Annotated in this window: 17 protein-coding genes; 16 read left to right on the top strand and 1 reads right to left on the bottom strand. The window is 60.3% G+C overall.

The window, feature by feature from the left end; all coding sequences use genetic code 11:
* Positions 1-33: 33 nt before the first annotated feature.
* The 13 genes from M5B43_RS06620 (at position 34) to M5B43_RS06560 (ending at position 17183) form a co-directional block, all read left to right on the top strand.
* The gene (locus tag M5B43_RS06620) at positions 34-4869 is read left to right on the top strand and encodes an NEL-type E3 ubiquitin ligase domain-containing protein (protein WP_248749333.1); all 4836 of its coding nucleotides are present in this window, start codon (positions 34-36) and stop codon (positions 4867-4869) included.
* A 102-nt stretch (positions 4870-4971) separates the two neighbouring features.
* Entirely contained in the window at positions 4972-6486 is a 1515-nt protein-coding gene (gene pap, locus M5B43_RS06615) for a polyphosphate:AMP phosphotransferase (protein ID WP_248749332.1), read from the top strand.
* A 228-nt stretch (positions 6487-6714) separates the two neighbouring features.
* Positions 6715-7899: a thiolase family protein gene (locus M5B43_RS06610; RefSeq protein WP_248749331.1), complete on the top strand. Its 1185-nt coding sequence runs from the start codon at positions 6715-6717 to the stop codon at positions 7897-7899.
* Between the two features lie 610 nt (positions 7900-8509).
* Entirely contained in the window at positions 8510-9019 is a 510-nt protein-coding gene (locus M5B43_RS06605; protein WP_248749330.1) for a fimbrial protein, read from the top strand.
* Positions 9020-9069: 50 nt separating this feature from the next.
* Positions 9070-9630 (top strand): fimbrial protein, encoded by a 561-nt coding sequence (locus M5B43_RS06600; RefSeq protein WP_248749329.1) that lies wholly within the window; start codon positions 9070-9072, stop codon positions 9628-9630.
* 20 nt (positions 9631-9650) lie between these two features.
* Entirely contained in the window at positions 9651-12254 is a 2604-nt protein-coding gene (locus M5B43_RS06595; protein WP_248749328.1) for an outer membrane usher protein, read from the top strand.
* Complete coding sequence (locus M5B43_RS06590) at positions 12251-13012, top strand: fimbria/pilus periplasmic chaperone (RefSeq protein ID WP_248749327.1); 762 nt, start codon at positions 12251-12253, stop codon at positions 13010-13012. The genes M5B43_RS06595 and M5B43_RS06590 overlap by 4 nt, the downstream gene beginning before the upstream one ends.
* A 17-nt stretch (positions 13013-13029) precedes the next feature.
* Positions 13030-13611, top strand: coding sequence for a fimbrial protein (locus M5B43_RS06585; protein ID WP_248749326.1), 582 nt, complete (start codon positions 13030-13032; stop codon positions 13609-13611).
* Positions 13612-13621: 10 nt separating this feature from the next.
* A complete protein-coding gene (locus M5B43_RS06580; RefSeq protein WP_248749325.1) occupies positions 13622-14104 on the top strand; it encodes a fimbrial protein in 483 nt (160 codons plus the stop codon).
* Positions 14105-14132: 28 nt separating this feature from the next.
* Positions 14133-14612: a fimbrial protein gene (locus M5B43_RS06575; RefSeq protein WP_248749324.1), complete on the top strand. Its 480-nt coding sequence runs from the start codon at positions 14133-14135 to the stop codon at positions 14610-14612.
* A gap of 11 nt (positions 14613-14623) precedes the next feature.
* Positions 14624-15160, top strand: a complete 537-nt coding sequence (locus tag M5B43_RS06570) for a fimbrial protein (protein WP_248749323.1) — start codon at positions 14624-14626, stop codon at positions 15158-15160.
* 37 nt (positions 15161-15197) lie between these two features.
* Positions 15198-16154, top strand: a complete 957-nt coding sequence (locus M5B43_RS06565) for a fimbrial protein (protein ID WP_248749322.1) — start codon at positions 15198-15200, stop codon at positions 16152-16154.
* Between the two features lie 75 nt (positions 16155-16229).
* Positions 16230-17183, top strand: coding sequence for a DMT family transporter (locus M5B43_RS06560; RefSeq protein ID WP_248749321.1), 954 nt, complete (start codon positions 16230-16232; stop codon positions 17181-17183).
* A gap of 301 nt (positions 17184-17484) precedes the next feature.
* On the opposite strand, the gene M5B43_RS06555 is transcribed toward M5B43_RS06560, so the two are convergent.
* Positions 17485-18873: a class II fumarate hydratase gene (locus tag M5B43_RS06555; RefSeq protein WP_248749320.1), complete on the bottom strand. Its 1389-nt coding sequence runs from the start codon at positions 18871-18873 to the stop codon at positions 17485-17487.
* Positions 18874-19069: 196 nt separating this feature from the next.
* Between M5B43_RS06555 and M5B43_RS06550 the strand changes: the two genes are divergently transcribed.
* From M5B43_RS06550 to M5B43_RS06540, 3 genes are all read left to right on the top strand, one after another.
* Complete coding sequence (locus M5B43_RS06550) at positions 19070-19588, top strand: DUF2059 domain-containing protein (RefSeq protein ID WP_058424992.1); 519 nt, start codon at positions 19070-19072, stop codon at positions 19586-19588.
* A 6-nt stretch (positions 19589-19594) separates the two neighbouring features.
* Positions 19595-19888: a BolA family protein gene (locus M5B43_RS06545; RefSeq protein WP_248749319.1), complete on the top strand. Its 294-nt coding sequence runs from the start codon at positions 19595-19597 to the stop codon at positions 19886-19888.
* A gap of 147 nt (positions 19889-20035) precedes the next feature.
* A complete protein-coding gene (locus M5B43_RS06540) occupies positions 20036-22786 on the top strand; it encodes an RHS repeat-associated core domain-containing protein (RefSeq protein WP_248749318.1) in 2751 nt (916 codons plus the stop codon).
* The last annotated feature ends 34 nt before the right edge of the window (positions 22787-22820 follow it).

The following is a 22820-nucleotide window of genomic DNA, read 5'->3' as shown; positions in this document are numbered from 1 at the left end:
GCCTTGATTGATGGGCAATAAAGGATATTGCTGATGCGACCCCAGGATGATTTGAACAGCAAGCTGAACCAATTGACCCAGAGGCAGCTGCAAGCCGCCTTACTGGACATGACGGGCGATCTGGACAAGGCCCAAGTGCTGCAAAAGGCGTTGCCGGGCTGGATGGTCAACGCCCCGCCTGGCGTGCTGGATGCGCTGACCAGAGATGCCGTCGCGGTTGTAAGTGCCCAGGCAACCGTTGCCGAGCGATTGAAGCCATTGCAGCCACTGGATGAGTTTTGCAATGAGCGACTCAAGGATTACTGCCAGACCCGATGGCAACTGAGCGTAGAACCCAAAAAAGATCTGTTTGTTCGTGCCGTCAACGAATACGAGAAAGAAGTCTTGCCATTGAAGTATGTGAAAACGGTGAGGCTGGTTCAGCACAGCCTGCTGCATGTGGCCATGCAGAATTTTTCAGAGGATGAGGTTCGAGCGCAGCACTATCCGGCCGGGTCGCTGTTGCAGTCGGGGGCCGCGACGCGTGAGGTCATCGGTATTACCCCACTCGAGTTTGCCCAGGGGTGCCGTGCCCTGGACCTTGGTCGCTTGTATCAGCAGCACATCAGTGACGTGTTCAAACTAGGGAGTGAGCAGCCCTACTTCAACGATGTCGCAGCCGATATTGGCTGGATGAAAACCCTGGATGTGAAAGTCGACGCCCACATCGCCCTGATGAGGGAGGACATTTCACCGGGCACCTACACGATGTTGTGCACATTGCTGGATCGCAAACTGACGCCCTCCCAGGCTCAGGCTGCGGGGGTACTGTTTCAAGAACGACCGGTCATTTGGCAAGGGCTCAACACACAGGGCGGTTGCCTGTGGAGCATCCTGGTGTTCTCTAACCGGTCGATTGCGCAATACCCGCAAGAACCCTGTCTGGTGTATATGGCCAGTGAGCCCGAGCGGCCATTGTTTGAGTATTCCTCGTTTGAGGATTTTCAGGTCTACCTCAAACGCAAGCTTGAAGTGGCCGCGTATCGTACCTTCTTTGCCCGGTACCTGAGTCAGGGCGACCGGGTCGGGTTCTTCAAACGTTTCGATCAAGACCGCAGCCTGGGCGTGCTGGAGGTCAATCCGATTACGACCAGCGTGGTGAGGCATTTTTTCGAGACGTACGTCGCCAAGCTGCAAGCCGATGCGCGAGGCCTGGCGGTACCGGTGGCCGATGTGGATGAGGAGGCCCGCGAGCAGCGCTTGCAGGTGTACCTGGATGCCGGGTTGACGGTGCTTAACCTCGCCGGGTTTGTTGTCCCGGAGTTGGGGTTATTGATGACAGGCGTCGCGGTGGGCCAGATGCTCGGCGAGCTCTATGAGGGGATCGAAGACTGGCGCCGTGGTGATAAGGAGGAGGCGTTCAAGCAATTGGCTGTGGTAGCGGAAAATATCACGTCGATGGTGTTGTTCGCAGCGGGGACCAAGGTTGTCGGATCGGCCATGAAACGCAGCGGGCTTAACCTGGAAAGCTTTTTTCGCAAGGTTGAGGTGGTGCGCCCTGCAGATGGCAACTTGCGGCTGTGGCGCCCGGATGTCACGCCGTACTTCCATGACCCGCGCCTTGTCGATGATGAGGTTGCGGACGCTTCGGGAATCTACACGGTGGGGGGGCATTCATACGTCATGGTCAATGATTGTGTGCATCGGGTTGCATTCGACGCGAAACGGGATCGATGGCGGGCCATCCACCCGCTGCGGCAGACGGCTTATCGCCCGGAGTTGCTGCATAACGGTGAAGGCCGTTGGCGTTTTGCGTTCGAAAAGCCTGACGAGTGGGAGGATCAGGATTATCTCTTTTCACGCCTGAAACCGACGGGCCCAGGTGTCTCGCTCCCTTCAAGGAAACTTGTGCAGATCAAGGCAATTATGGATAAAACCCATGATTGGGGCGTCTATCAGGCCGAGGAGTGCTTGCCCTTTCCCGCACGCTTTCGCGATCTGTACGAGCGTTTCAGGCTGGACCACTCCATTCGCGATTTGATCTGGCAGTTGGAAAGCGGTGCCTCTCCCAGCGTCGAAAACTCGACCTTGCAGATGCATGCCCTGCCTCAGTTACAGGGGTGGCCCGTGGGACGCTATTTTGAGGTGCTGGATGCACAGCGCAGCGTCAAGGCACGTTACCCGGCCAGCAGACCGGTTAACAATACGGGCCTGCGCTTGACGGTCACCGAGCAGATGCTCAGTCAAGGGAAAGTGTTTGATGTGCTGTTATCCGGGCTGGATGAGGCACAAAAGATCGGCTTGCTGGGGGAGGGCGTGGCGGCCGATCAGGAGCACACCGTACTGGCGCGCCAGTTGCTCGCGCACCTCAAGGCTGATCGCAAGCCGCTGTTCGAGCAGTTGTATCAGTCCTATGACGGACCCGTACCGCCCGAGTGGGCGTTGCTCAAGCGCACCTACCCGCAATTGCCCGCTACGTTGATGCGCGAATTGATGGCCGAGACATCAACCGTGCAGCGTGAGTCCCTGCGCGATCATCAACGTATTCCCATGGCATTGGCTGAGTCAGTACAGCGTGCCCTTGAGGCGCAACGCCTGGACCGTGCCCTGATGGGGTTTGAGCAGCCAGAGTTGGCCAGCTTGGATACCGCGCTTATCGCGGTTCGGTCAATGCCGCGCGTGGCAGGGTGGGGCCAGGCGTTGCGGCTCGAGTTGCGCCAGGACTCGCCACAGGGCGACTTATTGTCCGTGGGCGCGCTCAAGGGGGCTGGCGTGCGGCGAGTGGTGGTCAGATCGGACGCAGGATTTGAAGCGTTCGATGACAAGGGGCTGAGTCTCGGTGGACCTTATTCCGGGCCCGACAGCCTGTTCGAGGCGATTGATTCGGTGCTGACGGACACCCAGCGAGTGGCGATGGGCTTACCGCTTCAGGAGGCCAATAACCTCTGGCGCCTGCGATACATGAGCGCTTCGCTGGCTAAGGGGGAGCGGGAACTGGCCGCCGAGGCTTTTTCCAGCAGGGGCCGCGAGCCTGTGTTGGAGGCGGTTCCCTGTGAGCTGGCCGATTCGCCGACGGGGCCGTTGGCTCACCCGCCCGCGCTGGTGCGTAAGGTGAAGCGCTTGTACCCCTTGTTCAGCAATGCGCAAGTGTCTTCGCTGCTGATGGCGTTGGGTGCCGATCATTTTTCCCGGGCCAGGGCGGTCAAACGTTTGAAGGCAGAACTTGCTCGTCTGCGCGCCCTGCTCAAGCACTGGAAGAGCGATATCCAGGGCATGGATAAACAGCCGGGCCTGAGTGACATGCGTACTAGCCGTGAGCAAGTGGCAGAACGCATTGAAGCCTGTTGGCGGCATCAAAGCTTTGCTCTGGATGAGCACCAGGCGTCGGTTGCCAGTTTGAACCTGGACGGGATGCGCGTTGGGTCGCTGCCAGCGTTGCCTGCCGACGTTCGTTTCGACCATGTTCGTCAGGTGTCGCTCAAGAACATGCGGTTGGGCGACGACGTCGCTTATTTCCTCAAGTGCTTTAAAGGTGTGCGCTCTCTGAAACTGGATCGCAACCGCCTGACCCGCTTGCCGGAAATATTCTCGCGAATGCTCGATCTCGAACGGTTGTCGATGCCCCGCAACCGCCTTGCGCTGACCGAATACACCCGCCTGAAACTGGCTGATCTGAATACGTTGCGCCATCTGGACCTGAGCCATAACCCGCTGGATAAGCTGGTGGATGTCAGCAAGATGCGTGATTTGCACACGCTGTTATTACAGGACAGCAACATCGTCGATCTGCCGTTGGGCCTCGGACGGTTAGCCCACCTGGAACAGGTGGATCTACGTGACAACTTGATAACCGTGTTGCCGGAGTGGTTATTCACGGTGCCCCGTAGTTTCAGCCAGGCAATTGACCTGGGCGGCAACCCGCTATCCGACTCGACGGTAACGGCACTCGAGGGGTACCGCGCTGAAGTCGGTATTGGCATGGGGTATGTAGATGACGATCAGCCCCGCACGACCGAATTGAAGGCCAGGGCATTGTGGTTGCCGGAAGCGGTGGCTGCTCGAGATGCCCACAAGCGAACGGTGTGGGCCAACCTGCGGGATGACCCGGAATCGACAGCGTTGTTCCTCTTGCTGGCTGAGCTGTCCGGTACCGCCGACAACCGTCATGTACGCGAGGATTTGACCCAGCGGGTCTGGGACGTATTGCAGTCGACCCATGACAGTGTGGAGCTGCGCGAGCAAGTCTTTCAACTGGTGGCTCATCCGACGAACTGCGCAGATGGTGCCGCAGAGATTTTCAGCCAGATGGAGATCCTCAAAGAGATCCAGAAGGCAACATTGCAAGCCGGTCGTGCACAGGGCAACTCCGGGGCACTGTTGAACTTGAGTCGAGGTTTGTTTCGTCTCAGTGAGTTGGAAAAAATCGCGGCGACCTACGCTATCGAAAATGCGTCCGTAGACCCCCTGGAAGTCAGCCTGGCATTCCGGGTCGGGTTGGCCGAGGATCTGCAACTGCCAGGGCAGCCCAAGCAAATGCAATTTGGATCATTTGCCGGTGTGACCCGCGACGGTTTGGAAGTGGCGCGGTCCCAGGTGCGCACGGCAGAGCTATCCCCTGCGTTCTTGCACTTTATTACCCAATTGGCGTTCTGGAAAACCCATCTCAAACGGCAATTTCCCGCTGCATTCCTGTCGGCGACCGAGCCCTTTGATGCGCAGCAGCAGACACTCTTTGAGAGCCGCCAGGACCTGACCGACGGGGAGTACTTCAAACAAATGGAAGCCCTGCGCGCGCCGCGCCGACAGGCAATAACCGAAGTGGTGGAGCGCCTGACCCAGCAGATGTTGAGGCATCAGGACCAGGGCATTTGCCACGTCCCTGGGTATTAGCCATCGGGCCCGGTGATTGATCCACGGCAAGCCGATTGAAATTCCTTGCCTGCCGTGGTGCCCAATCCGCTAGTCTTGAGCCCTCTTGAAACGGAGCAGCCCATGTTCGAATCCGCCGAAATCGGTCACGCCATCGATAAAGACACCTACGACGCCGAAGTGCCGGCGCTGCGCGAAGCCTTGCTGGAAGTGCAGTACGAGCTGCAACAGCAGAAGCGCTTCCCGGTGATCATCCTGATCAACGGCATCGAAGGCGCCGGCAAGGGTGAAACCGTCAAGTTGCTCAACGAATGGATGGACCCGCGCCTGATCGAAGTGCGTACTTTCGACCAGCAGACCGACGAAGAACTGGCGCGCCCACCGGCCTGGCGTTACTGGCGGCAGCTGCCTGCCAAGGGGCGCATGGGCATCTTTTTCGGCAACTGGTACAGCCAGATGCTGCAAGGCCGTGTGCACGGCGAGATCAAGGACGCCCGCCTGGACCAGGCCATCGCCGGTGCCGAGCGCCTGGAAAAAATGCTCTGCGATGAAGGCGCACTGATCTTCAAGTTCTGGTTCCACCTGTCCAAGAAGCAGATGAAGGCGCGGCTCAAGGCCCTGGCCGACGACCCGTTGCATAGCTGGCGCATCAGCCCGCTGGACTGGCAGCAATCCGAGACCTACGACAAGTTTGTGCATTTCGGCGAGCGCATCCTGCGTCGCACCAGCCGCGACTATGCGCCGTGGCATGTCATTGAAGGTGTTGATGCCAATTACCGCAGCCTCACCGTGGGCAAGATCCTGCTCGAGAGCCTGCAAAACGCGTTGAAACTGCCCAAGGGCAAGGCCAGCGGCATGAACCCGGCGCCGCTGATTGCGTCGGTGGATCAAAAGAGTCTGCTCGACAGCCTCGACATGACCTTGCGCCTGGAAAAGGACGATTACGAAGAACAGTTGATCACTGAGCAGGCGCGTTTCTCCGGCTTGATGCGCGACAAGCGCATGCGCAAGCACGCGTTGGTGACGGTCTTCGAGGGCAATGACGCGGCGGGCAAGGGCGGGGCGATCCGGCGTGTTGCTGCCGCGCTGGACCCGCGCCAGTACCGTATCGTGCCGATTGCCGCGCCCAGTGAAGATGAGCGCGCCCAACCCTACCTCTGGCGGTTCTGGCAGAAGATCCCGGGGCGGGGCATGTTCACGGTGTTCGACCGCTCCTGGTATGGCCGTGTGCTGGTGGAGCGCGTCGAAGGTTTCTGCACCCCGGCAGACTGGATGCGCGCCTATGGCGAGATCAATGACTTTGAAGAACAACTGCGTGATGCGGGCGTGATCGTGGTCAAGTTCTGGCTGGCCATCGACAAGGACACCCAGTTGGAGCGTTTCCAGGCCCGCGAGGAAATCCCGTTCAAGCGCTTCAAGATCACCGAAGACGACTGGCGCAACCGTGACAAGTGGGACGACTACCGCGCCGCCGTGGGCGATATGGTCGACCGCACCAGCACCGAGGTGTCGCCGTGGACCCTGGTGGAAGCCAATGACAAGCGCTGGGCGCGGGTCAAGGTGTTGCGCACCCTCAACCTGGCGTTAGAAGCGGCATTCGACAAAACCGACAAGCACGACAAAAAGAAAAAGAAATAACCTGTGGCGAGCGGGCTTGCCCCGATAGCGGCGTGTCAGTCACCGCAAATGGTGACGGGACCACCTATATCGGGGCAAACCCCCTCCCACATTCTGTGCTCTATACACTCGATAGGCCGTGTGCCGGCCCCATGCTTTTGCATCCATGGGATGAATGATCATCGCAGCCGGCCAGACCTGGATCTATCCTCGATCCCTCTCCCAACAGCGACAAGATCGAGGTAGCCCATGCGTGAAGTAGTGATCGTCGACAGCGTGCGAACCGGCCTGGCCAAGTCCTTTCGTGGCAAGTTCAATCAGACCCGTCCCGATGACATGGCAGCCCATTGCGTCAACGCGCTGCTGAGCCGCAACGGCATCGACCCCGCGACGGTGGAGGATTGCATTGTCGGCGCCGGCTCCAACGAAGGCGCCCAAGGCTACAACATCGGGCGTAACGTGGCGGTGCTGTCGCAACTGGGCACTGGCACGGCGGGCATGACGCTTAACCGCTTCTGCTCGTCGGGCTTGCAGGCGATTGCGATTGCAGCCAACCAGATTGCGTCGGGCTGCAGCGACATCATCGTCGCCGGTGGCGTGGAGTCCATCAGCCTGACCATGAAAAGCGTCAACACCGACAACCTGATCAACCCGCTGCTTAAAGAGCAGGTGCCGGGTATCTATTTCCCCATGGGCCAGACCGCCGAAATCGTCGCGCGTCGTTATCACGTCAGCCGTGAAGACCAGGACCTCTACGCCCTGCAAAGCCAGCAGCGCACCGCCCAGGCCCAGGCCGACGGCTTGTTCAACGATGAAATCGTGCCGATGGCGGTCAAGTACAAGGTCGAAGACCAGCACACCGGCGAGGTGCAGGCGCTTGACGGCGTGGTCGACCGCGACGACTGCAACCGCCCGGACACCACCCTGGCCAGCCTCAGCGGCTTGAAGCCGGTGTTTGCCGAAGACGGTTCAGTGACGGCCGGCAACTCTTCACAGCTCTCCGACGGTGCCTCGATGACCCTGGTGATGAGCCTGGAAAAAGCCCTGGCGCTGGGGCTCACGCCCAAGGCGTTCTTCCGTGGTTTTACGGTGGCGGGTTGCGAGCCGGACGAAATGGGCATCGGCCCGGTGTTCTCGGTGCCCAAGCTGCTCAAGGCCAAGGGCTTGCAGGTGGCGGATATCGACCTGTGGGAACTCAATGAAGCCTTTGCTTCCCAGTGCCTGTATGCACGGAACCGCCTGGAGATTGATAACGCCAGGTACAACGTCAACGGTGGCTCGATCTCCATCGGGCATCCGTTCGGCATGACGGGGTCGCGGCAGGTAGGGCACCTTGTGCGGGAGCTGCAACGGCGCAATCTGCGTTATGGCATCGTCACCATGTGCGTGGGCGGCGGCATGGGCGCCAGCGGATTATTCGAAGCCGTGCGCTAGTGACCTTAAAGGGTGAGTTCATTGATCGATTGAAAGAGTTCGGGTCAGTGTTTGCGGGACCTTTGAATTGACGGGCGATCCGTTCAGGCCACTGGTCGAACCTGCGGGCGCACAGCGGGTGACCTGTACCCGATCCCTGCAGAAGGGGCGCTTGCTCTCCTTCTGCACATGACTGTTCAGTCATCATAACGCGCCACTTTTATTAAGTTGGCTAGTTGGCCTGGCCGTGTAAATACGGTTACTTTTTAGTGCCTGTAATCTTGTTCTTACAGATATATTCTGCGGGGAATTGTTCTCATTAATCTGTGCGTAGTCCAATTCCTTCGGCTCTTTTTAAAGTTTTGGCACATTGCCATAATCTTCCTGCGGGCCTTGATATACATAGGCTACGTCACTAAGGGAAGCGGCTGGCTTACTTATTCAAGTGTAGAAGTGGACACTTGCCCGGCGTTGAGCGTGCTTCTGAAAGCAATACAAAAAGTTGGAAAAACACGTCAGAAGAACTTCTCGATGCATGGGTCGTACCGCTCGTTTAATCAGCCCTGCGCCTGTCGGTAGCAGGGCTCCTTAATGACACTCGTTAAGTGGGAATCTGTAGATGAAAACCAAAATGAAAACTGTGCTGTTGTCTGTCGGTCTGCTGGCGGGTTCGATGTCGATGGCGCACGCCGCGGATGGAACGGTGACGTTTATAGGCTCGGTCCACTCAGGGGCCTGCTCTATCAAGCCTGACTCCGTCGACCAAACCGTTCGCCTGGGCGCGATCGCCAAGCATCAATTGCAAGCGGGTGGCAAATCGGAAGCCCGACGCGTGCTGATCGAACTGGAAGGTTGCGACCTGGCCGGTCTCACTGACAATACCGTCACCACCACCTTCACCGGCGCGCCCTCCACGGTGGTGCCCGGTGCCATCGGTACGGTCGGCGGCGCGGGCAACCTGGGCATTATGATGACCCATGGTGGTGACCTGGTTAAGTTGGGGGTTCCTACCGCCCCGCAAATCATCAGCACCGGTGATAACACGCTGGAGTTTGGTGCCTACGTACAAGGCGCCGCCACCGGGGACATCGTTCCTGGTGACTTCAGCGCGGTCACCAATTTCACCTTGGCTTATCAGTAAGTGTTGCCCCCGCCACCCGGCGTGGTGGGGGACGCTGACGGGAGATCCAGGTGAAAGCATTCCTACCTCTGGCTATTGCCTCTGCATTGACGACGTTCATCAGCCCTTGTGTGGTCGCCCAAGCGTCTGCGCAAGGCGAGGGGGTCGTGTTGCTGGGAGGCAAAGTGGTTGATTCCGCCTGCGGGCTGGAACTGGCCAGTATCGATCAAACCATCGAGATGCCGCCCGAGCCGGTGGGTCGGCTCTTGCGTAACACGCGGGGCGAAGATCATCCCTTTCAGTTGCGTCTGGTCAATTGCTCGCTGACCCGCCCGGACCCAGCGCGCCCAGGTGTAAATCTGCCCGATTGGGAACACATGCGTGTGACGTTCGAAGGCCCCACCGACAGGGCAGGACTCTCGTTCGCTGTGTTTGGCGACTCGCAGGGGGTGGCCCTGCACATCGTCGACGCCGCCGGCCAGGAAAGCCTGCCGGGGCAACGCATGGCCCCGGTCCCGCTGGCCGAAGGCGACATGACTCTCAACTACCGGTTTTTCCTGGTCGGCAACGGCTTGCCCTTGGTGGTCGGGGCTCACAGTGCCGCGGTGCGGTTCAAGTTGGAATACTTTTGAACAGTGATGGACAAGCTTGCATGTTGAATACGTCGAAGATCAAAAATACGCTCCGCCCCGGGCTGTTCGGCGGGTTGATATCACTGGCAGGCAGTGCAATGGGCGCTGGGGATATCGAGTTCAATACCGACGTTCTCGACCTGAGCGATCGCGCCAACATTGACTTGTCTCAATTTGCGCGCAGCGGATTCATTCTGCCAGGCACTTACTCGATGGCTGTGCACCTCAATGCCCAGCCTATTGCTGAACAATCGGTGGCGTTCTATCCCCCCGATAACGATCCCAAGGGCAGCCAGGCCTGTTTGTCGCGCAGTCTTGTCGAGCAACTGGGCCTGAAAGTGTCCGAAGCCGGCAGGCTTGCATGGTGGAAGGACGGGGAGTGCCTGGACATCCAAAGCTTGCTGGGTATGGAGGTCAGTGGTGATTTGGCCACTTCCACCTTGAGCATCAACGTGCCCCAGGCCTACCTTGAATACAACGCTATCAATTGGGACCCGCCTTCCCGATGGGATGAGGGGGTGCCGGGGCTGTTGGTGGACTACAGCCTGACGGCGCAGTCCAATTACCAGCGCAACGATGGCCAGCGCAAAAACCTCAGTGGTAATGGAACCGTGGGGGCCAATGCCGGTGCCTGGCGTCTCAGGGCGGATTGGCAGGGGCGCGTGGAGAGTGGTCGGCAGGAGGCGGCCGGCCCGCAAAAGCTGGAGTGGAGCCGCTACTACGCGTATCGCGCCATTCCGGCGCTGAAGGCGCGCCTGGTGGTGGGCGAAAGCTACCTGTATTCGGACCTGTTCGACAGCTTCCGCTTTACCGGCGCCGCGCTCAATTCGGATCAAAGCCAGCTGCCTCCCAACTTGCGGGGGTACGCGCCGGAAGTGGTCGGTGTGGCCAAGACCAACGCCAAAGTCATCATCAGCCAGCAGGGCCGTGTGCTCTACGAAACGCTGGTTGCGGCGGGTCCCTTTCGCATTCAGGACCTTAATGATGCGGTGACCGGCAAGCTGGATGTGCGGGTGGAAGAACAGGACGGTTCGGTCCATACCTTCCAACTCAATACGGCCGGTGTGCCTTACCTGACGCGCCCAGGCCAAGTCCGTTACAAGCTGGCAAGCGGGCGACCGTCCAACCTTCAGACGGGCTCCGATGGTGCCGTCTTCGGTACCGGAGAGTTTTCCTGGGGCGTGAGCAATGGCTGGTCGTTGTTCGGTGGTGGTATCACCGATAACAACTATCGGGCGTTATCCGTGGGCGCCGGTCGGGACTTGTTGGCGTTCGGCGCCGTCTCGCTGGATGTCACGCAGTCCCGCGCCACCGTGTGGAAGGAGGCGCTCTCGGGTAAATCCTACCGCCTTCAATACTCCAAGAACTTCGAAGAGTACGACAGCCAGGTGACCTTTGCCGGTTACCGCTTTTCCGAGAAGAACTTCCTGAGCATGAGTGAATACCTGGATGCCCGGCATTACGGGTTGAACGGTGAGCTCGGCGGGCGTGGGGGATACCGTGATCCCAGCGAAGGTTGGAAGCCTATCGGCGGCAGCAAGGCGCTGTACACGGTGACGGTCAACAAGCAGTTTCGTGACCTGGGCGCCACCGTCTACGCCAGTTACAACAAGCAAACCTACTGGGACCGGCCGGACACGCATCGCTGGAACCTGTCGCTGTCGCGCTACTTCAATGTGGGCACGGTCAAGAACATGAGCCTGTCCCTGAACATGTACCGCACTCAGGAATACAACTACAAGGACAACGGCATGGCGTTGACGGTCAGCCTGCCGTTGGGGCGTACCGGCACACTCTCGCTGGATGCCAATCGGGGCGCCGGCAAAAACAGCTTTGCCTCGCGCTACAGCGATCGCTTCGATGAGCGTAACAGCTACCAGCTCAGCGCCAGCGACACGTCCGCCAGCGGTTACCTGAGCCATATGGGCGACAACGTCGACATCGACGTGAGCGCCAGCCGGCAACAGGGCGGGACCGGCAGCCTGGGCATTTCCGCACGCGGCGGTGCCACGCTCACGGCCTACGGTGCGGCGCTTCACCGAACCACCAGCACAGGCGGCACCCGCCTGATGGTCGATACCGCCGGTGTGCCCGATGTGCCGGTGCGCGGTTATGGCACGCCGACCCGCAGCAATGCCTTCGGCAAGGCCGTGATTTCGGATATCAGCAGCTATCAGCGTACCGCTGCCAGCGTTGATCTGGAGCGCTTGCCGAGCAATGTCGAAGCCACTCAATCAGTCACGCAATTGACGCTCACCGAAGGGGCGATCGGTTATCGCTCGCTGGATGTGATCGCCGGTGAAAAGGCCATGGCTGTACTGCGCCTGGCGGATGGCAGCTCGCCGCCCTTCGGCGCGACGGTGCAGAACCTCAAGCAACAGGACACCGGCATTGTGAATGACGGCGGCGAGGTCTACCTCAGCGGCATCCAGGCCGGCGAGCAGATGACCGTCAGTTGGGGCGGCGACGCGCGGTGCCTGCTCACGCTGCCTGCCACGTTGCCTGCCGATGGTTTGACCGATGCCCTGCAATTGCGCTGCCAGGCGGTAGCCGCTGACCCATCCTTGCCCGAGCCCGCCGGGCTGTCCGGCACGCCTACTGATATGGAGAACACAGCCTCATGATGCCGAACACACGTCTCGTATTCCCGACCTTCGCGCTGTGGGTCCTGGCCCTGAGCCAGAGTGCCAACGCTGCTGTGGGCCTGGACCGTACCCGCGTGATTTTCGACGGTGGCAAAGAGGCCACCAGCGTGAACATCACCAACAACAATACCCAGTTGCCCTATCTGGCCCAAGGCTGGATCGAGGATGAAACCGGTAAAAAAATCACCACGCCGTTGATCGTGCTCCCACCGGTTCAACGCCTGGAGCCGGGTAAGCAAAGCCAGGTGAAGGTCCAGGCGTTGCCGGCGGCCAAGTTGCTGCCGCAGGATCGGGAAACGGTGTATTACTTCAACCTGAGGGAGATTCCGCCGCGCAGCGACAAGTCCAATACCCTGCAGATTGCACTGCAAACCCGCATCAAGCTGTTCTACCGCCCGCAAGCCATCGAGCCAAGCCAACAGGATTTGTCCAACCCGTGGCAGCAAAAACTGACCCTGACCCGTGAAGGCGATCAATACCGGGTGAATAACCCTACGCCGTATTACGTGACGCTGGTGGATGCGCGTAACCGCAAGGACGGCAAAACCGTGCCGGGTTTCGTGCCACTGATGGTTCCCCCCAAAGGCACCCTCGTCCTGGGGCCTACCGCCAAGGCGCTGGGTACGACCCCTTATCTGGCCTATGTGAACGATTATGGCGGCCGCCCGCTCCTGGCTTTCACCTGCGCGGGCGACACCTGCACAGTGAACTCGCAGGCCGCGCCGGCGAATGAGTAATGGTGCTGGAGAACGTCATGAAGTCGCAAAAAGTGAAGGTCCTGGGCGGCCTGTTATGGGCCCTGGCGATGAGCGCACAGGCCGCGGATGAGGATGATATCGAAGGCATGAGTGGCATGTTGAATGTGCTCGGGTCCATGCATGAGTCGCCTTGCAGCCTGGAAATGACGTCCCTGCACCAGACCGTCGACCTGGACGCCGTGTCGACCAGCCAGTTGCAACGTCCCGGTGACCAGGCGACCCCCAAGGCTTTTCAGCTGCGGTTCACCGATTGTCTGCGCACCGCCGGGCGTATACGCAATGAGCGTACGGGCAACCTGACCTGGAGCGCTTACCAACCGGTGCTGTCGGTCACGTTCGAGGCGCCGGCCGACGCCGACGATCCACGGCTGGTCAAAGTGCAGGGCATCACCGGCATGGGCCTGCAATTGACCGATGCCCTCGGCCGCGACGTGCAACTGGGCTCGAGGGGCCAGCCGCTGTTCTTGCCCGTGGGCCGCAATACCCAGACCTGGAATGTACGGCCTACGCGCACCGCTGCGCCGTTGACCAGCGGGGCATTCAGGGCCGTGGTGGATTTCAGGCTCACTTATGAGTAAGGGGGCAACGATGGCTAAATCATTCGGCGTGATTGCCGGCGGTGTGTGGCTGGCGGTCAGCCAGGGCCTGCAGGCCGAAACCAGTTTGACCATTCGCGCGGTGATCATTGCGCCCCCGCCGTGCGTCATCAACGCCGGCAGCACGCTTGATGTGCCGTTCGGCAATGACCTGCTGACGTCACGGGTCGATGGGGTCAATTACCGTCGCGGGGTGCCGTATACCGTCACCTGTAATTCCCCGTTCAGTAATGCGTTGACCCTGGAACTCAAGGGTACCGCGGCGTCGTTTGACGGCCGCGCGCTCGCTACCCGTAAGGCGGACCTCGGCGTCAGGCTGTTTGTGAATGGCGCTGACTGGCCGTTGAACACGGCGGTGAATTTTACCTATCCCAATTTGCCCGTGGTGCAGGCTGTGCCGGTCAAACGTGCGGGCAGCACGCTGACCGGCGGGGTTTTCGACGCGACCGCGACCCTGGTGGTCGATTACCAATGATGGTTACCGATAAAGAGAGGAACGCCCCATGACAGCTTGGCAGCCGCGAGCCTTGCTCGCTCTTTGCGTCATCGGCCTGTGCAGTGGAGCGTCGGCCAACTTGACGTTCAGCGGGACACTGAACGAGCCGCCTCCCTGCACGATCGATGCGGGCAATACCATTGAGGTCGATTTTGGCGATGTCGGGGTCAAGCGCGTCGACGGCGTGAGGTATCGCAGAGGCGTCGGCTACGCGATCAATTGCGGCACCGACACCCTGCCGTGGCAATTGAAACTGAGCGTCAACGGCACGCCCACGGCGTTTGACGGTTCAGCGGTGCAGACCAGCGTGCCTGCGCTGGGCATTCGGGTTTTTCAGAACAACCTGCCATTTGCACTCAACACACCCCTGGACATCAGCTTGTCGTCACCGCCGACCCTGGAGGTAGTGCCCGTGCAACAGCCCGGTGCAACGCTGCCTCCCGCCAGGTTCACGGCGGTGGCCACGTTGTTGGCCGAATACCAGTAGGAACTGAATCGATGCGATATCAAAGGGTTCAAAAGGCAGGCCTGGCCGTTCTGCTCGCCGTCGGCCTGATCCCCCTGGGGCAGGCGGCGGACAATCTGCGCTTCAAAGGCAACCTGGTTGAAGAGGCCTGCACCCTGCGCCCCGGCGACGAGGCCATCACACTCGAACTCTGGGACCTCACCAGCAAGTACCTCTATATCAACACGCGCTCGGTGGGTAAGCGTTTCAAGCTGCACCTGGAAGACTGCGATACCACGATCGGCAACTCGGTGACCATCACATTCGGCGGTGCCGAGAACAGAGAGCTTCCCGGCCTGCTCGCGCTGGACGGTGGCAGCGGCGCCTCGGGCATTGGCGTCGGCATGGAAACGCTGAGCGACAAACCCTTGCCCTTGAATACCGTCAGCGACAAGCAGGTGTTGAGCGACGGCAGCAATGCCATCGAACTCAAGGCTTACGTGCAGGGCGAGCCGGCCGCCATCAGGGATCAAACCATCGGGCACGGTGCGTACACGGTGACCTCCACTTTTACGCTGGACTATCCCTAGGCTTTGACTGGGTAGAGCAGAGCAACGAGAGATCAAAATGAAACGACTATTTGGAGCCCTGGTGCTTCTCGTTCTGGCGGCTATGACAACGACCGCGCACGCTGTCGATTGCCGTGTCAATGGAGGCCCCTGGCAGAATGGCAACCCAAACCTGCAGGTCCCGGTTACCGTCACCCTGAGTGCAGACCGCAGCAGGATCATGCTGGAAGGCGCAAGGCTGGAATGTCGATTCACCTACAGCGGCGGCCCAGGCTGGCACGCTGACTTTTGGGCAAGTGGGAGTGCGGCAGGCACCGCGTGGACGCCCGGTCCGAAATTTGTTCGTGAAGGCACCGGGTTGCGAATCAATGGGGCCTACTACAACACGCCGGTGCCGTCGGGTATCGGGATAGCCACCATCCCCAATAACGGAACCTTTTATCCGATCAATGTCACGCCCTATATTCTGCTACGCAACTATCCGTCCAATCCGTTCGATGTGCGAATCGGCGACAACCTCGGTCTGTTGCGCCTCACCAGTTCGAACAACTACGACGGCACGCGGCCGCAACTCACCGTCACGTATACCGCCGCCAACAACTTCACCGTCTCTCCGTCAACCTGCACGATCAATAACAACAATCCCATCGAGATCAACTTCGGTAACGTGCACCAGCGAGGGATAGGCACCGACCCGCTGACATCGCCCATCGTCAGCAACCGCAGGCTTACCTATTCATGCCCGGATGGCGGGATCAACACACCCATCACCATCACTTACAAAGGCACCCGCTCCGGGTTCGATTCGCGCCTGCTGCTGATGACCAATGCCGACGTGGGCACCGCCCTTGTGCGCAACGGGGCCGCCGTACCGGTCAACGGTTCGTTCCTGACCCGCATCACCAACAGCACGGGCGCCGACGACGTGACGTTTTCCCTGGTACGTCGAGCGGGCTCGCTGCCGGCCGCCGGCCCCATCAGCGGCAGCGGGGTACTGGTGATGGGCGTGCCATGAACACAGCGTTATACCCAAAGCGTACCGCATGCCCCTAGAATGCCGGTTCCACTTCCTCTGGCATCTGGGGCACTCATGCACATCTCTTCGGGCCGCTGGGTCTACGGTTTCTTCCTGACCCTGTTGACCGCGCTGCTCTGGGGCATTCTGCCTATCAAGCTCAAACAGGTATTGCAGGTGATGGACCCGATCACGGTGACCTGGTTTCGCCTGATCGTCGCGGGCAGTTGCCTGTTTATCTACCTGGCGTTCACCCGGCGCTTGCCCAGCCGCAAGGTACTTGGCCCCAAGGGCGGCTGGCTGGTGGCGATGGCCGTGTGCGGGCTGGTGGGCAACTACGTGTTGTATCTGGTGGGTTTGAAAATGCTGAGCCCCGGTACCGCGCAACTGGTGGTGCAGATGGGGCCGATCTTCCTGATGGTGGCCAGCGTGTTTGTGTTCAAGGAGCGATTCAGCCTCGGGCAGGGCCTTGGGCTGATGGTGTTGATCATTGGTTTCGGGTTGTTCTTCAATCAGCGCCTGGCTGAGTTGTTGACCTCCATGGGCACCTACACCGCCGGGGTGCTGACGATCCTGCTGGCGACCAGCATCTGGGTGTTCTATGCCTTGGGCCAGAAGCAGTTGCTGACGGTGTGGAATTCGCTGCAAGTGATGATGGTGATCTATCTCTCGTGTGCCGCACTGCTGACGCCCTGGGCGCACCCGCTGGAGGCGTTGCAATTGAGCCCGCTGCAAGGTGGGTTGCTGCTGGCGTGCTGCATGAATACCCTGGTGGCCTACGGCGCATTTGCCGAAGCCCTGGCCCACTGGGAAGCCTCGCGGGTCAGTGCGACCCTGGCGCTGACGCCGTTGGTGACGTTTGTGGCGGTGGCATTGGCGGCCTGGCTGTGGCCCGATTATGTGCGCGCTGAAGAGATCAATGGCCTGGGCTATTTCGGCGCATTTGTGGTGGTAATGGGTTCGGCGATGGTGGCGCTGGCGCCGTCGCTGATGGCGGGGCTCAGGGCCCGGCGTGCGCGGTTGGTCTAGGTGGATGAGGAGCCTGCCCCGGTACAAACCGGGGACAGCGCTGAACCTGTGGCAAGCGGGCTTGTTGTGGCGAGCGGGCTTGTCCCGCGTTGGGGCGCGCAGCGCCCCCCAACGAAGGAACCCGATACTCCGCACCGCCCGCTCGCCACAGGGGAATATGACGGCCTTCAACAGTGGTGTAGAGACCGATGCCCCAATGGCGGTGGGTCAGCTGCAAATGCTCTGACTGACCCTGCCACATTGGATCACCCCCCTTGGATGGATCTCATTGCTTCTTGAAAAAACAGCTGATCCCCGGCGCTCAGTGCCCGGCCTCCAGCATGTTTTCCGGGCGTACCCACTGGTCGAATTCGGCGTCGGTGAGGTAGCCCAGGTCCAGCGCGGCCTCCCGTAGCGTCAACCCTTCGGCGTAGGCCTTCTTGGCGATCTGTGCGGACTTGTCATAGCCGATATGCGGGTTCAGCGCGGTGACCAGCATCAGCCCGCGCTCCAGGTGCTCGGCCATTTGCTCGGCGTCGGGTTCAAGGCCGGCGAGGCAATGCTCCTGGAAGTTGTTGCAGCCATCGGCGAGCAAGCGGATCGACTCGAGCAGGTTGTGGATGATCACCGGCTTGTACACATTCAATTGCAGGTGCCCTTGGCTGGCGGCAATGCCGATGGTCACGTCATTGCCCAGTACCTGGCAGGCCAGCATCGACAGTGCTTCGCACTGGGTCGGGTTGACCTTGCCCGGCATGATCGAGCTGCCCGGCTCGTTGGCCGGCAACTTGACCTCGGCTAGCCCCGCGCGTGGGCCGGAGCCGAGCAGGCGCAGGTCGTTGGCGAGTTTCATCAGCGCCACCGCCAGGGTTTTCAGCGCGCCGTGCAGGGTCACCAGTGGCTCGTGGCCGGAGAGGGCGGCGAATTTGTTCGGTGCTGTCACGAACGGCAAGCCTGACAACGCCGCCAACTCGGAAGCAATCGCCTCGCCAAAACCGTGCGGTGAATTAAGCCCGGTGCCGACAGCGGTGCCGCCCTGGGCCAGCTCGCACACCGCGGGCAGGGCGCTGCGGATCGCGCGCTCGGCGTAATCGATCTGGGCGATAAAGGCCGAGAGTTCCTGGCCGAAGGTGATGGGCGTAGCGTCCATCATATGGGTGCGGCCGGTCTTCACCAGCTTCATATGCCGCGCCGACAGTTCGGCCAGCCCTGCGCTGAGGTGAGTGATGGCGGGCAGCAGTTGCTTGTTCACCGCCTGCACCGCCGCAATGCTCATGGCCGTGGGGAAGCAGTCGTTGGAGCTCTGGGAACGGTTCACATGGTCGTTGGGGTGCACCGGGCTCTTGCCGCCCCGGTGGTTGCCCGCCAGTTCGTTGGCGCGGCCGGCGATCACTTCGTTGGCGTTCATGTTGCTCTGGGTGCCGCTGCCGGTCTGCCAGACCACCAGTGGGAACTGGTCGTCGTGCTGGCCGTCGAGCACCTCGTCGGCGGCCTGCTCGATCAGCCGGGCGATATCGGCGGGGAGGTCGCCGTTGCGGTCATTGACCCGTGCGGCAGCCTTCTTGATCAGGGCCAGGGCATGCAGTACGGCCAGGGGCATGCGCTGCTCGCCAATCGCGAAATTGACCAACGAGCGTTGGGTTTGCGCGCCCCAATACGCGTCATCGGGGACCTGTACTTCTCCCAGGCTGTCGGTTTCGATACGGCTCATCGGGCACCCTCCTTATCCAGTCGTGATGGGTCAGTTTAGGCCCTGGCGGCCGCCATGGGTTCCCTAAACCACCATTTGTGCCATTGCGCCCCGCAAAACCAGGGCCTGTAAGGGGGTGGGGTTGAGCCGCGAGGTTTTTTAGGCGCAGAATGGGCGCCCTTGGGGTCTTACCTCGCCTGCTAGAAAAGGAAACTCGATGACTCGTCTTCGTGCCATCTGTACCGCGGTTGCTCTGGTTTGCGCCAGCGGCCAGGTGCTTGCCGATACCGCCAGCCACAACGCCAGTGCCGAAGCCTTCCTTACCCTGGCCCACGCTGACAAGCTGGGGACCCCGGTGTACATGCAAGTGCAGCAAATGTTCGCCCAGCGTTTCGAACAGACCAAGGCACCTGCCGCCAAGCAGTCCGTACTGGACAGCTACCAGGCCAAGGCCAACGCCGCCCTGGACCAGGCCATTGGCTGGCCAAAGCTGAAGCCGGACATGGTCAAGCTCTACACCACCAACTTCAGCGAATCGGAGCTCAAGGACCTGGTAGCGTTCTACCAGTCGCCACTGGGCAAGAAAGTCCTGGAAAAAATGCCGCAGCTGACCCAGCAGTCGGCCCAGATGACCCAGGCCAAGCTGGAAAGCGCCGTGCCGGTGGTGAACAAGCTGTTGGAAGACATGACCAACGAGCTGACGCCTAAAGCCGCTGCACCGGCCAAGAAGAAGTAAGCAGGAATGACCATGCAACAGCGTATCGAAACGGCGCTTGCCGCCCTGAACCCGCAACACTTGAGTGTGCTGGATGAAAGCCATATGCACAGCCGTGGGTTGCAGACCCACTTCAAGGCTGTGCTGGTCAGCCAGCAGTTCGAGGGGCTCAACCGCGTCAAGCGCCACCAGACGGTCTACGCCACCCTGGGTGACCTGATGAGCGAATTTCATGCGCTCGCGCTGCATACCTACACGCCGGAAGAATGGTCGAACATCGACGCAGCCCCGGCTTCGCCGACCTGCGCCGGCGGGCACTGAAAACCTTTGAGGCCAGCGGGTGCCAAGCCTGCTGGTCTCGATAGGTGCTGTCAGGATCTGGTTACACAAGGCTACTTTTTATACCCCTTTATCGAGGCCGGTACCTCTAGGATTTGTTGACCTTAGTGCAAAACAGGTCATGAATTCATGTCTAACGCCCTTCATCGAAATACGCCTACCTTGACGGCCATTGACCCTCGCGGGTTAGCCGTGCGCACTGTGCAGTATCATCGTGCAACGCTTGCGGATTCCCCTCAGCCGCGGGTCAAGCGCCAGGTGTTGAGTGCCAGTGGTTTTTTGCTTGAACAGTGGGACCCACGTCAGTTTGCCCTTGGCTCGACCGGGGTGGCGGCGCAATCGAACCTTTACAGCCTGTCCGGTGAAACCGTGCGAACCCAGAGTATGGATGCCGGTTGGCGCTTGGTCATGTACGGTGCAGCGCGGCAGCGGTTGCACAGCTGGGACTCGCGCGGCGCCCTCCAAGCGTTTAACTATGACAGTTTGCTGCGCCCTGTGGCGGTGTTCGAACAATCTGCAGAGGACCCGTCACCCCGTTGTGTCGAGCGTATGACGTACGCGCCCGCAATCTCGGCCGAGGTCGTCGGCAATCGCTGTGGACGGTTGATTCGCCATGCGGACCCGGCGGGTGTGCTGCTGGTGGAGGCGTACGCGATCGATCAACGCGTCATCAAGCAAACCAGACGGTTTCGCACCGATATCGCTCTGGTCGACTGGCCAAACCGCGATGAGGCACAGGATCTGCTAACGGAACGCCAGGCCTATACCACCACCTGGCGTTACGATGCGCTGGGTGCAATGCTGGAGCAGACCGATGCCAAGCACAACCGCCTGCAGTGGCGCTATGGGCAACAGGGCTGGCTGCTGGAAATGCTGCTGATCTTCAAGACCGGCGAGCGCCAAGTGCTGATGAATCAGCGGGTGTACAACGCCAGCGGCCAAGTCGTGTCCGAGCGGGCGGGCAATAACGTTACCAAAGTCGCCCGTTACGCCGAGCACGACGGTCGTTTGCAGCAACTTGAGGTGTACCGCCAAGGGCAGGCCGGCACGCCGCTGCAGCAGCTGGTATATGAGTACGATCCGGTCGGCAACATCCTCAGCCTCAGCGACCTGGCGCAACCGACTCGATGGCACAGCAACACCCGGATTGATGCGGTTAATCGCTACCAGTACGACACGCTTTATCAGTTGATCCAGGCCAGCGGTCGGGAAAATAGCGCCAATGCCGGGGGCCGGGCTTTGCCAACGCAGGTGCAGTTCGGGGCGACGGATCAGGGGCTCTGGCGCAATTACACCCAGCATTATGCCTATGATGGTGCGGGCAATCTGACGCGCCTTCGACACGTGCCCTCCAGCGGCACAGGTTATACCCGCGAAATGCAAGTGGCGGCGCTCACGAACCGCGCCGTGCCCGTAGTGCAAGGGCGGCAGGTTCAATGGGATGAAGCGTTCGATGCCAATGGCAATCAGTTGTCGCTCGACGGCGTACAGCAGGCAGCCTGGAATGTGCGCAACCAATTGACCTACACCACCCAGGTTCAGCGTGAGAACGGTGACCCTGACGTGGAGAGTTACCTGTATGACAGTCAAGGCCTGCGCGCACTCAAGGTTCGCAGCCGTGAGGCTCGTGCAAAACCCTACACCCAGGAAACCTATTACCTGCCAGGCCTGCAAGTACACAAGCAAAGAGCACAGCGCTTCAATGTGCTGGACATCGATACGGGCGGTGGACGAGTCACCGTGGTGCAATGGGAGTCGGGCCAGCCCAGCGAGATGAGTGCCCAACAAGTGCGATTCAGCATTCAGGATCACCTCAAGAGCTGTGCGCTGGAGCTGGACGAACAGGCTCGGTTGTTGAGCCAGGAGCATTACTATCCTTATGGCGCAACGGCGTGGTGGGCAACCCGCAATATCGTTCGGGGGCACCATAAGGTTCGCCGTTACTCCGACAAGGAGTGCGACGCCACGGGCCTGTACTACTACGGCGCCCGTTATTACGCACCGTGGCTGCAGCGTTGGATCAGCCCGGACCCGATGGGCGATGTGGACGGCTTGAACCTGTATGCGATGGCTCGAGGCAATCCCGTGGGGTTCAGGGATGCCGATGGCACGCAAACGACGTTTGGCGAGCAATTCCAACCCGGTCGAGGGGATATCATTTTCGGCTTGGCCGCGACGATTACGGCCTACAGGAGTTTCTGGTCGAAGCTGAGTGCACGCGGGGATGCGATGGTGGCCTATTTCTCAGGCGCGGAACTGCAGCGCTGGACTGCCGGACTGGCGCCTCCCGTTCGCGCCTTCGCTGCATTTCGCAACGCGAATGCGGAGCTATTCAGCGACTTGACGCAAGATCCACATGACCCAGCGAAAGCTAACGAACTCAAGGCCGAGCTCATTGAGCAGCTTTCGGTCGGTGTCCGGCCGTTTTACGAGGGCATTGTTTTGAAGTATTCAGGTTGTACGTCAACTGCTTGCAACCAGCAATTCGCGAGGAAGTTTGTCAGTGATCTTGCCGCAGGCAAGTATTCACTCGAGGCGACGGCTCGCCAATACATTGGCACAGACCTATTGGCCATCCAGCAAAAAATCGTCAATCGAAGCAGCAAATCCGCTTTGGAAACCTTGACTAGCCCGCAAAGTGCGGCGGTGGTCCATTTCGCTCTCGACAATTTGGACATAGGAGCCGTCATCAGTAAGCAGGGGTCATCTGCCACGGCCTCCGAGTTGCGCTGGCTCTATCGGCACAGGACGAAACTGGCCGGCCGCGTCACGTTCTATCAAAACCAACAACGGGTCGACGCGCCTTGGGAGTCAAACGCGTCCGCTTGGCGTCGCTACAAACCCAGCCGTCCGAGGGCGTCAGGGCGGGCGGCACGCTGACCAAACGGCTCGACCCGCGTGAGCGGGGCGATGC

Source organism: Pseudomonas sp. MWU15-20650 (assembly GCF_023242475.1).
Taxonomy (GTDB): domain Bacteria; phylum Pseudomonadota; class Gammaproteobacteria; order Pseudomonadales; family Pseudomonadaceae; genus Aquipseudomonas.
Note: the sequence above shows the minus strand (reverse complement) of the source record. Positions and strands in the feature narration are given on the sequence as shown.

What these genes read in the sequence shown, in the direction of transcription:
- M5B43_RS06620 (WP_248749333.1), top strand. Translation starts at nt 34, where the DNA reads ATGCGACCCCAGGATGATTTGAACAGCAAGCTGAACCAATTGACCCAG.
- pap (WP_248749332.1), top strand. Translation starts at nt 4,972, where the DNA reads ATGTTCGAATCCGCCGAAATCGGTCACGCCATCGATAAAGACACCTAC.
- M5B43_RS06610 (WP_248749331.1), top strand. Translation starts at nt 6,715, where the DNA reads ATGCGTGAAGTAGTGATCGTCGACAGCGTGCGAACCGGCCTGGCCAAG.
- M5B43_RS06605 (WP_248749330.1), top strand. Translation starts at nt 8,510, where the DNA reads ATGAAAACTGTGCTGTTGTCTGTCGGTCTGCTGGCGGGTTCGATGTCG.
- M5B43_RS06595 (WP_248749328.1), top strand. Translation starts at nt 9,651, where the DNA reads ATGTTGAATACGTCGAAGATCAAAAATACGCTCCGCCCCGGGCTGTTC.
- M5B43_RS06590 (WP_248749327.1), top strand. Translation starts at nt 12,251, where the DNA reads ATGATGCCGAACACACGTCTCGTATTCCCGACCTTCGCGCTGTGGGTC.
- M5B43_RS06585 (WP_248749326.1), top strand. Translation starts at nt 13,030, where the DNA reads ATGAAGTCGCAAAAAGTGAAGGTCCTGGGCGGCCTGTTATGGGCCCTG.
- M5B43_RS06580 (WP_248749325.1), top strand. Translation starts at nt 13,622, where the DNA reads ATGGCTAAATCATTCGGCGTGATTGCCGGCGGTGTGTGGCTGGCGGTC.
- M5B43_RS06575 (WP_248749324.1), top strand. Translation starts at nt 14,133, where the DNA reads ATGACAGCTTGGCAGCCGCGAGCCTTGCTCGCTCTTTGCGTCATCGGC.
- M5B43_RS06570 (WP_248749323.1), top strand. Translation starts at nt 14,624, where the DNA reads ATGCGATATCAAAGGGTTCAAAAGGCAGGCCTGGCCGTTCTGCTCGCC.
- M5B43_RS06565 (WP_248749322.1), top strand. Translation starts at nt 15,198, where the DNA reads ATGAAACGACTATTTGGAGCCCTGGTGCTTCTCGTTCTGGCGGCTATG.
- M5B43_RS06560 (WP_248749321.1), top strand. Translation starts at nt 16,230, where the DNA reads ATGCACATCTCTTCGGGCCGCTGGGTCTACGGTTTCTTCCTGACCCTG.
- M5B43_RS06555 (WP_248749320.1), bottom strand. Translation starts at nt 18,873, where the DNA reads ATGAGCCGTATCGAAACCGACAGCCTGGGAGAAGTACAGGTCCCCGAT.
- M5B43_RS06550 (WP_058424992.1), top strand. Translation starts at nt 19,070, where the DNA reads ATGACTCGTCTTCGTGCCATCTGTACCGCGGTTGCTCTGGTTTGCGCC.
- M5B43_RS06545 (WP_248749319.1), top strand. Translation starts at nt 19,595, where the DNA reads ATGACCATGCAACAGCGTATCGAAACGGCGCTTGCCGCCCTGAACCCG.
- M5B43_RS06540 (WP_248749318.1), top strand. Translation starts at nt 20,036, where the DNA reads ATGTCTAACGCCCTTCATCGAAATACGCCTACCTTGACGGCCATTGAC.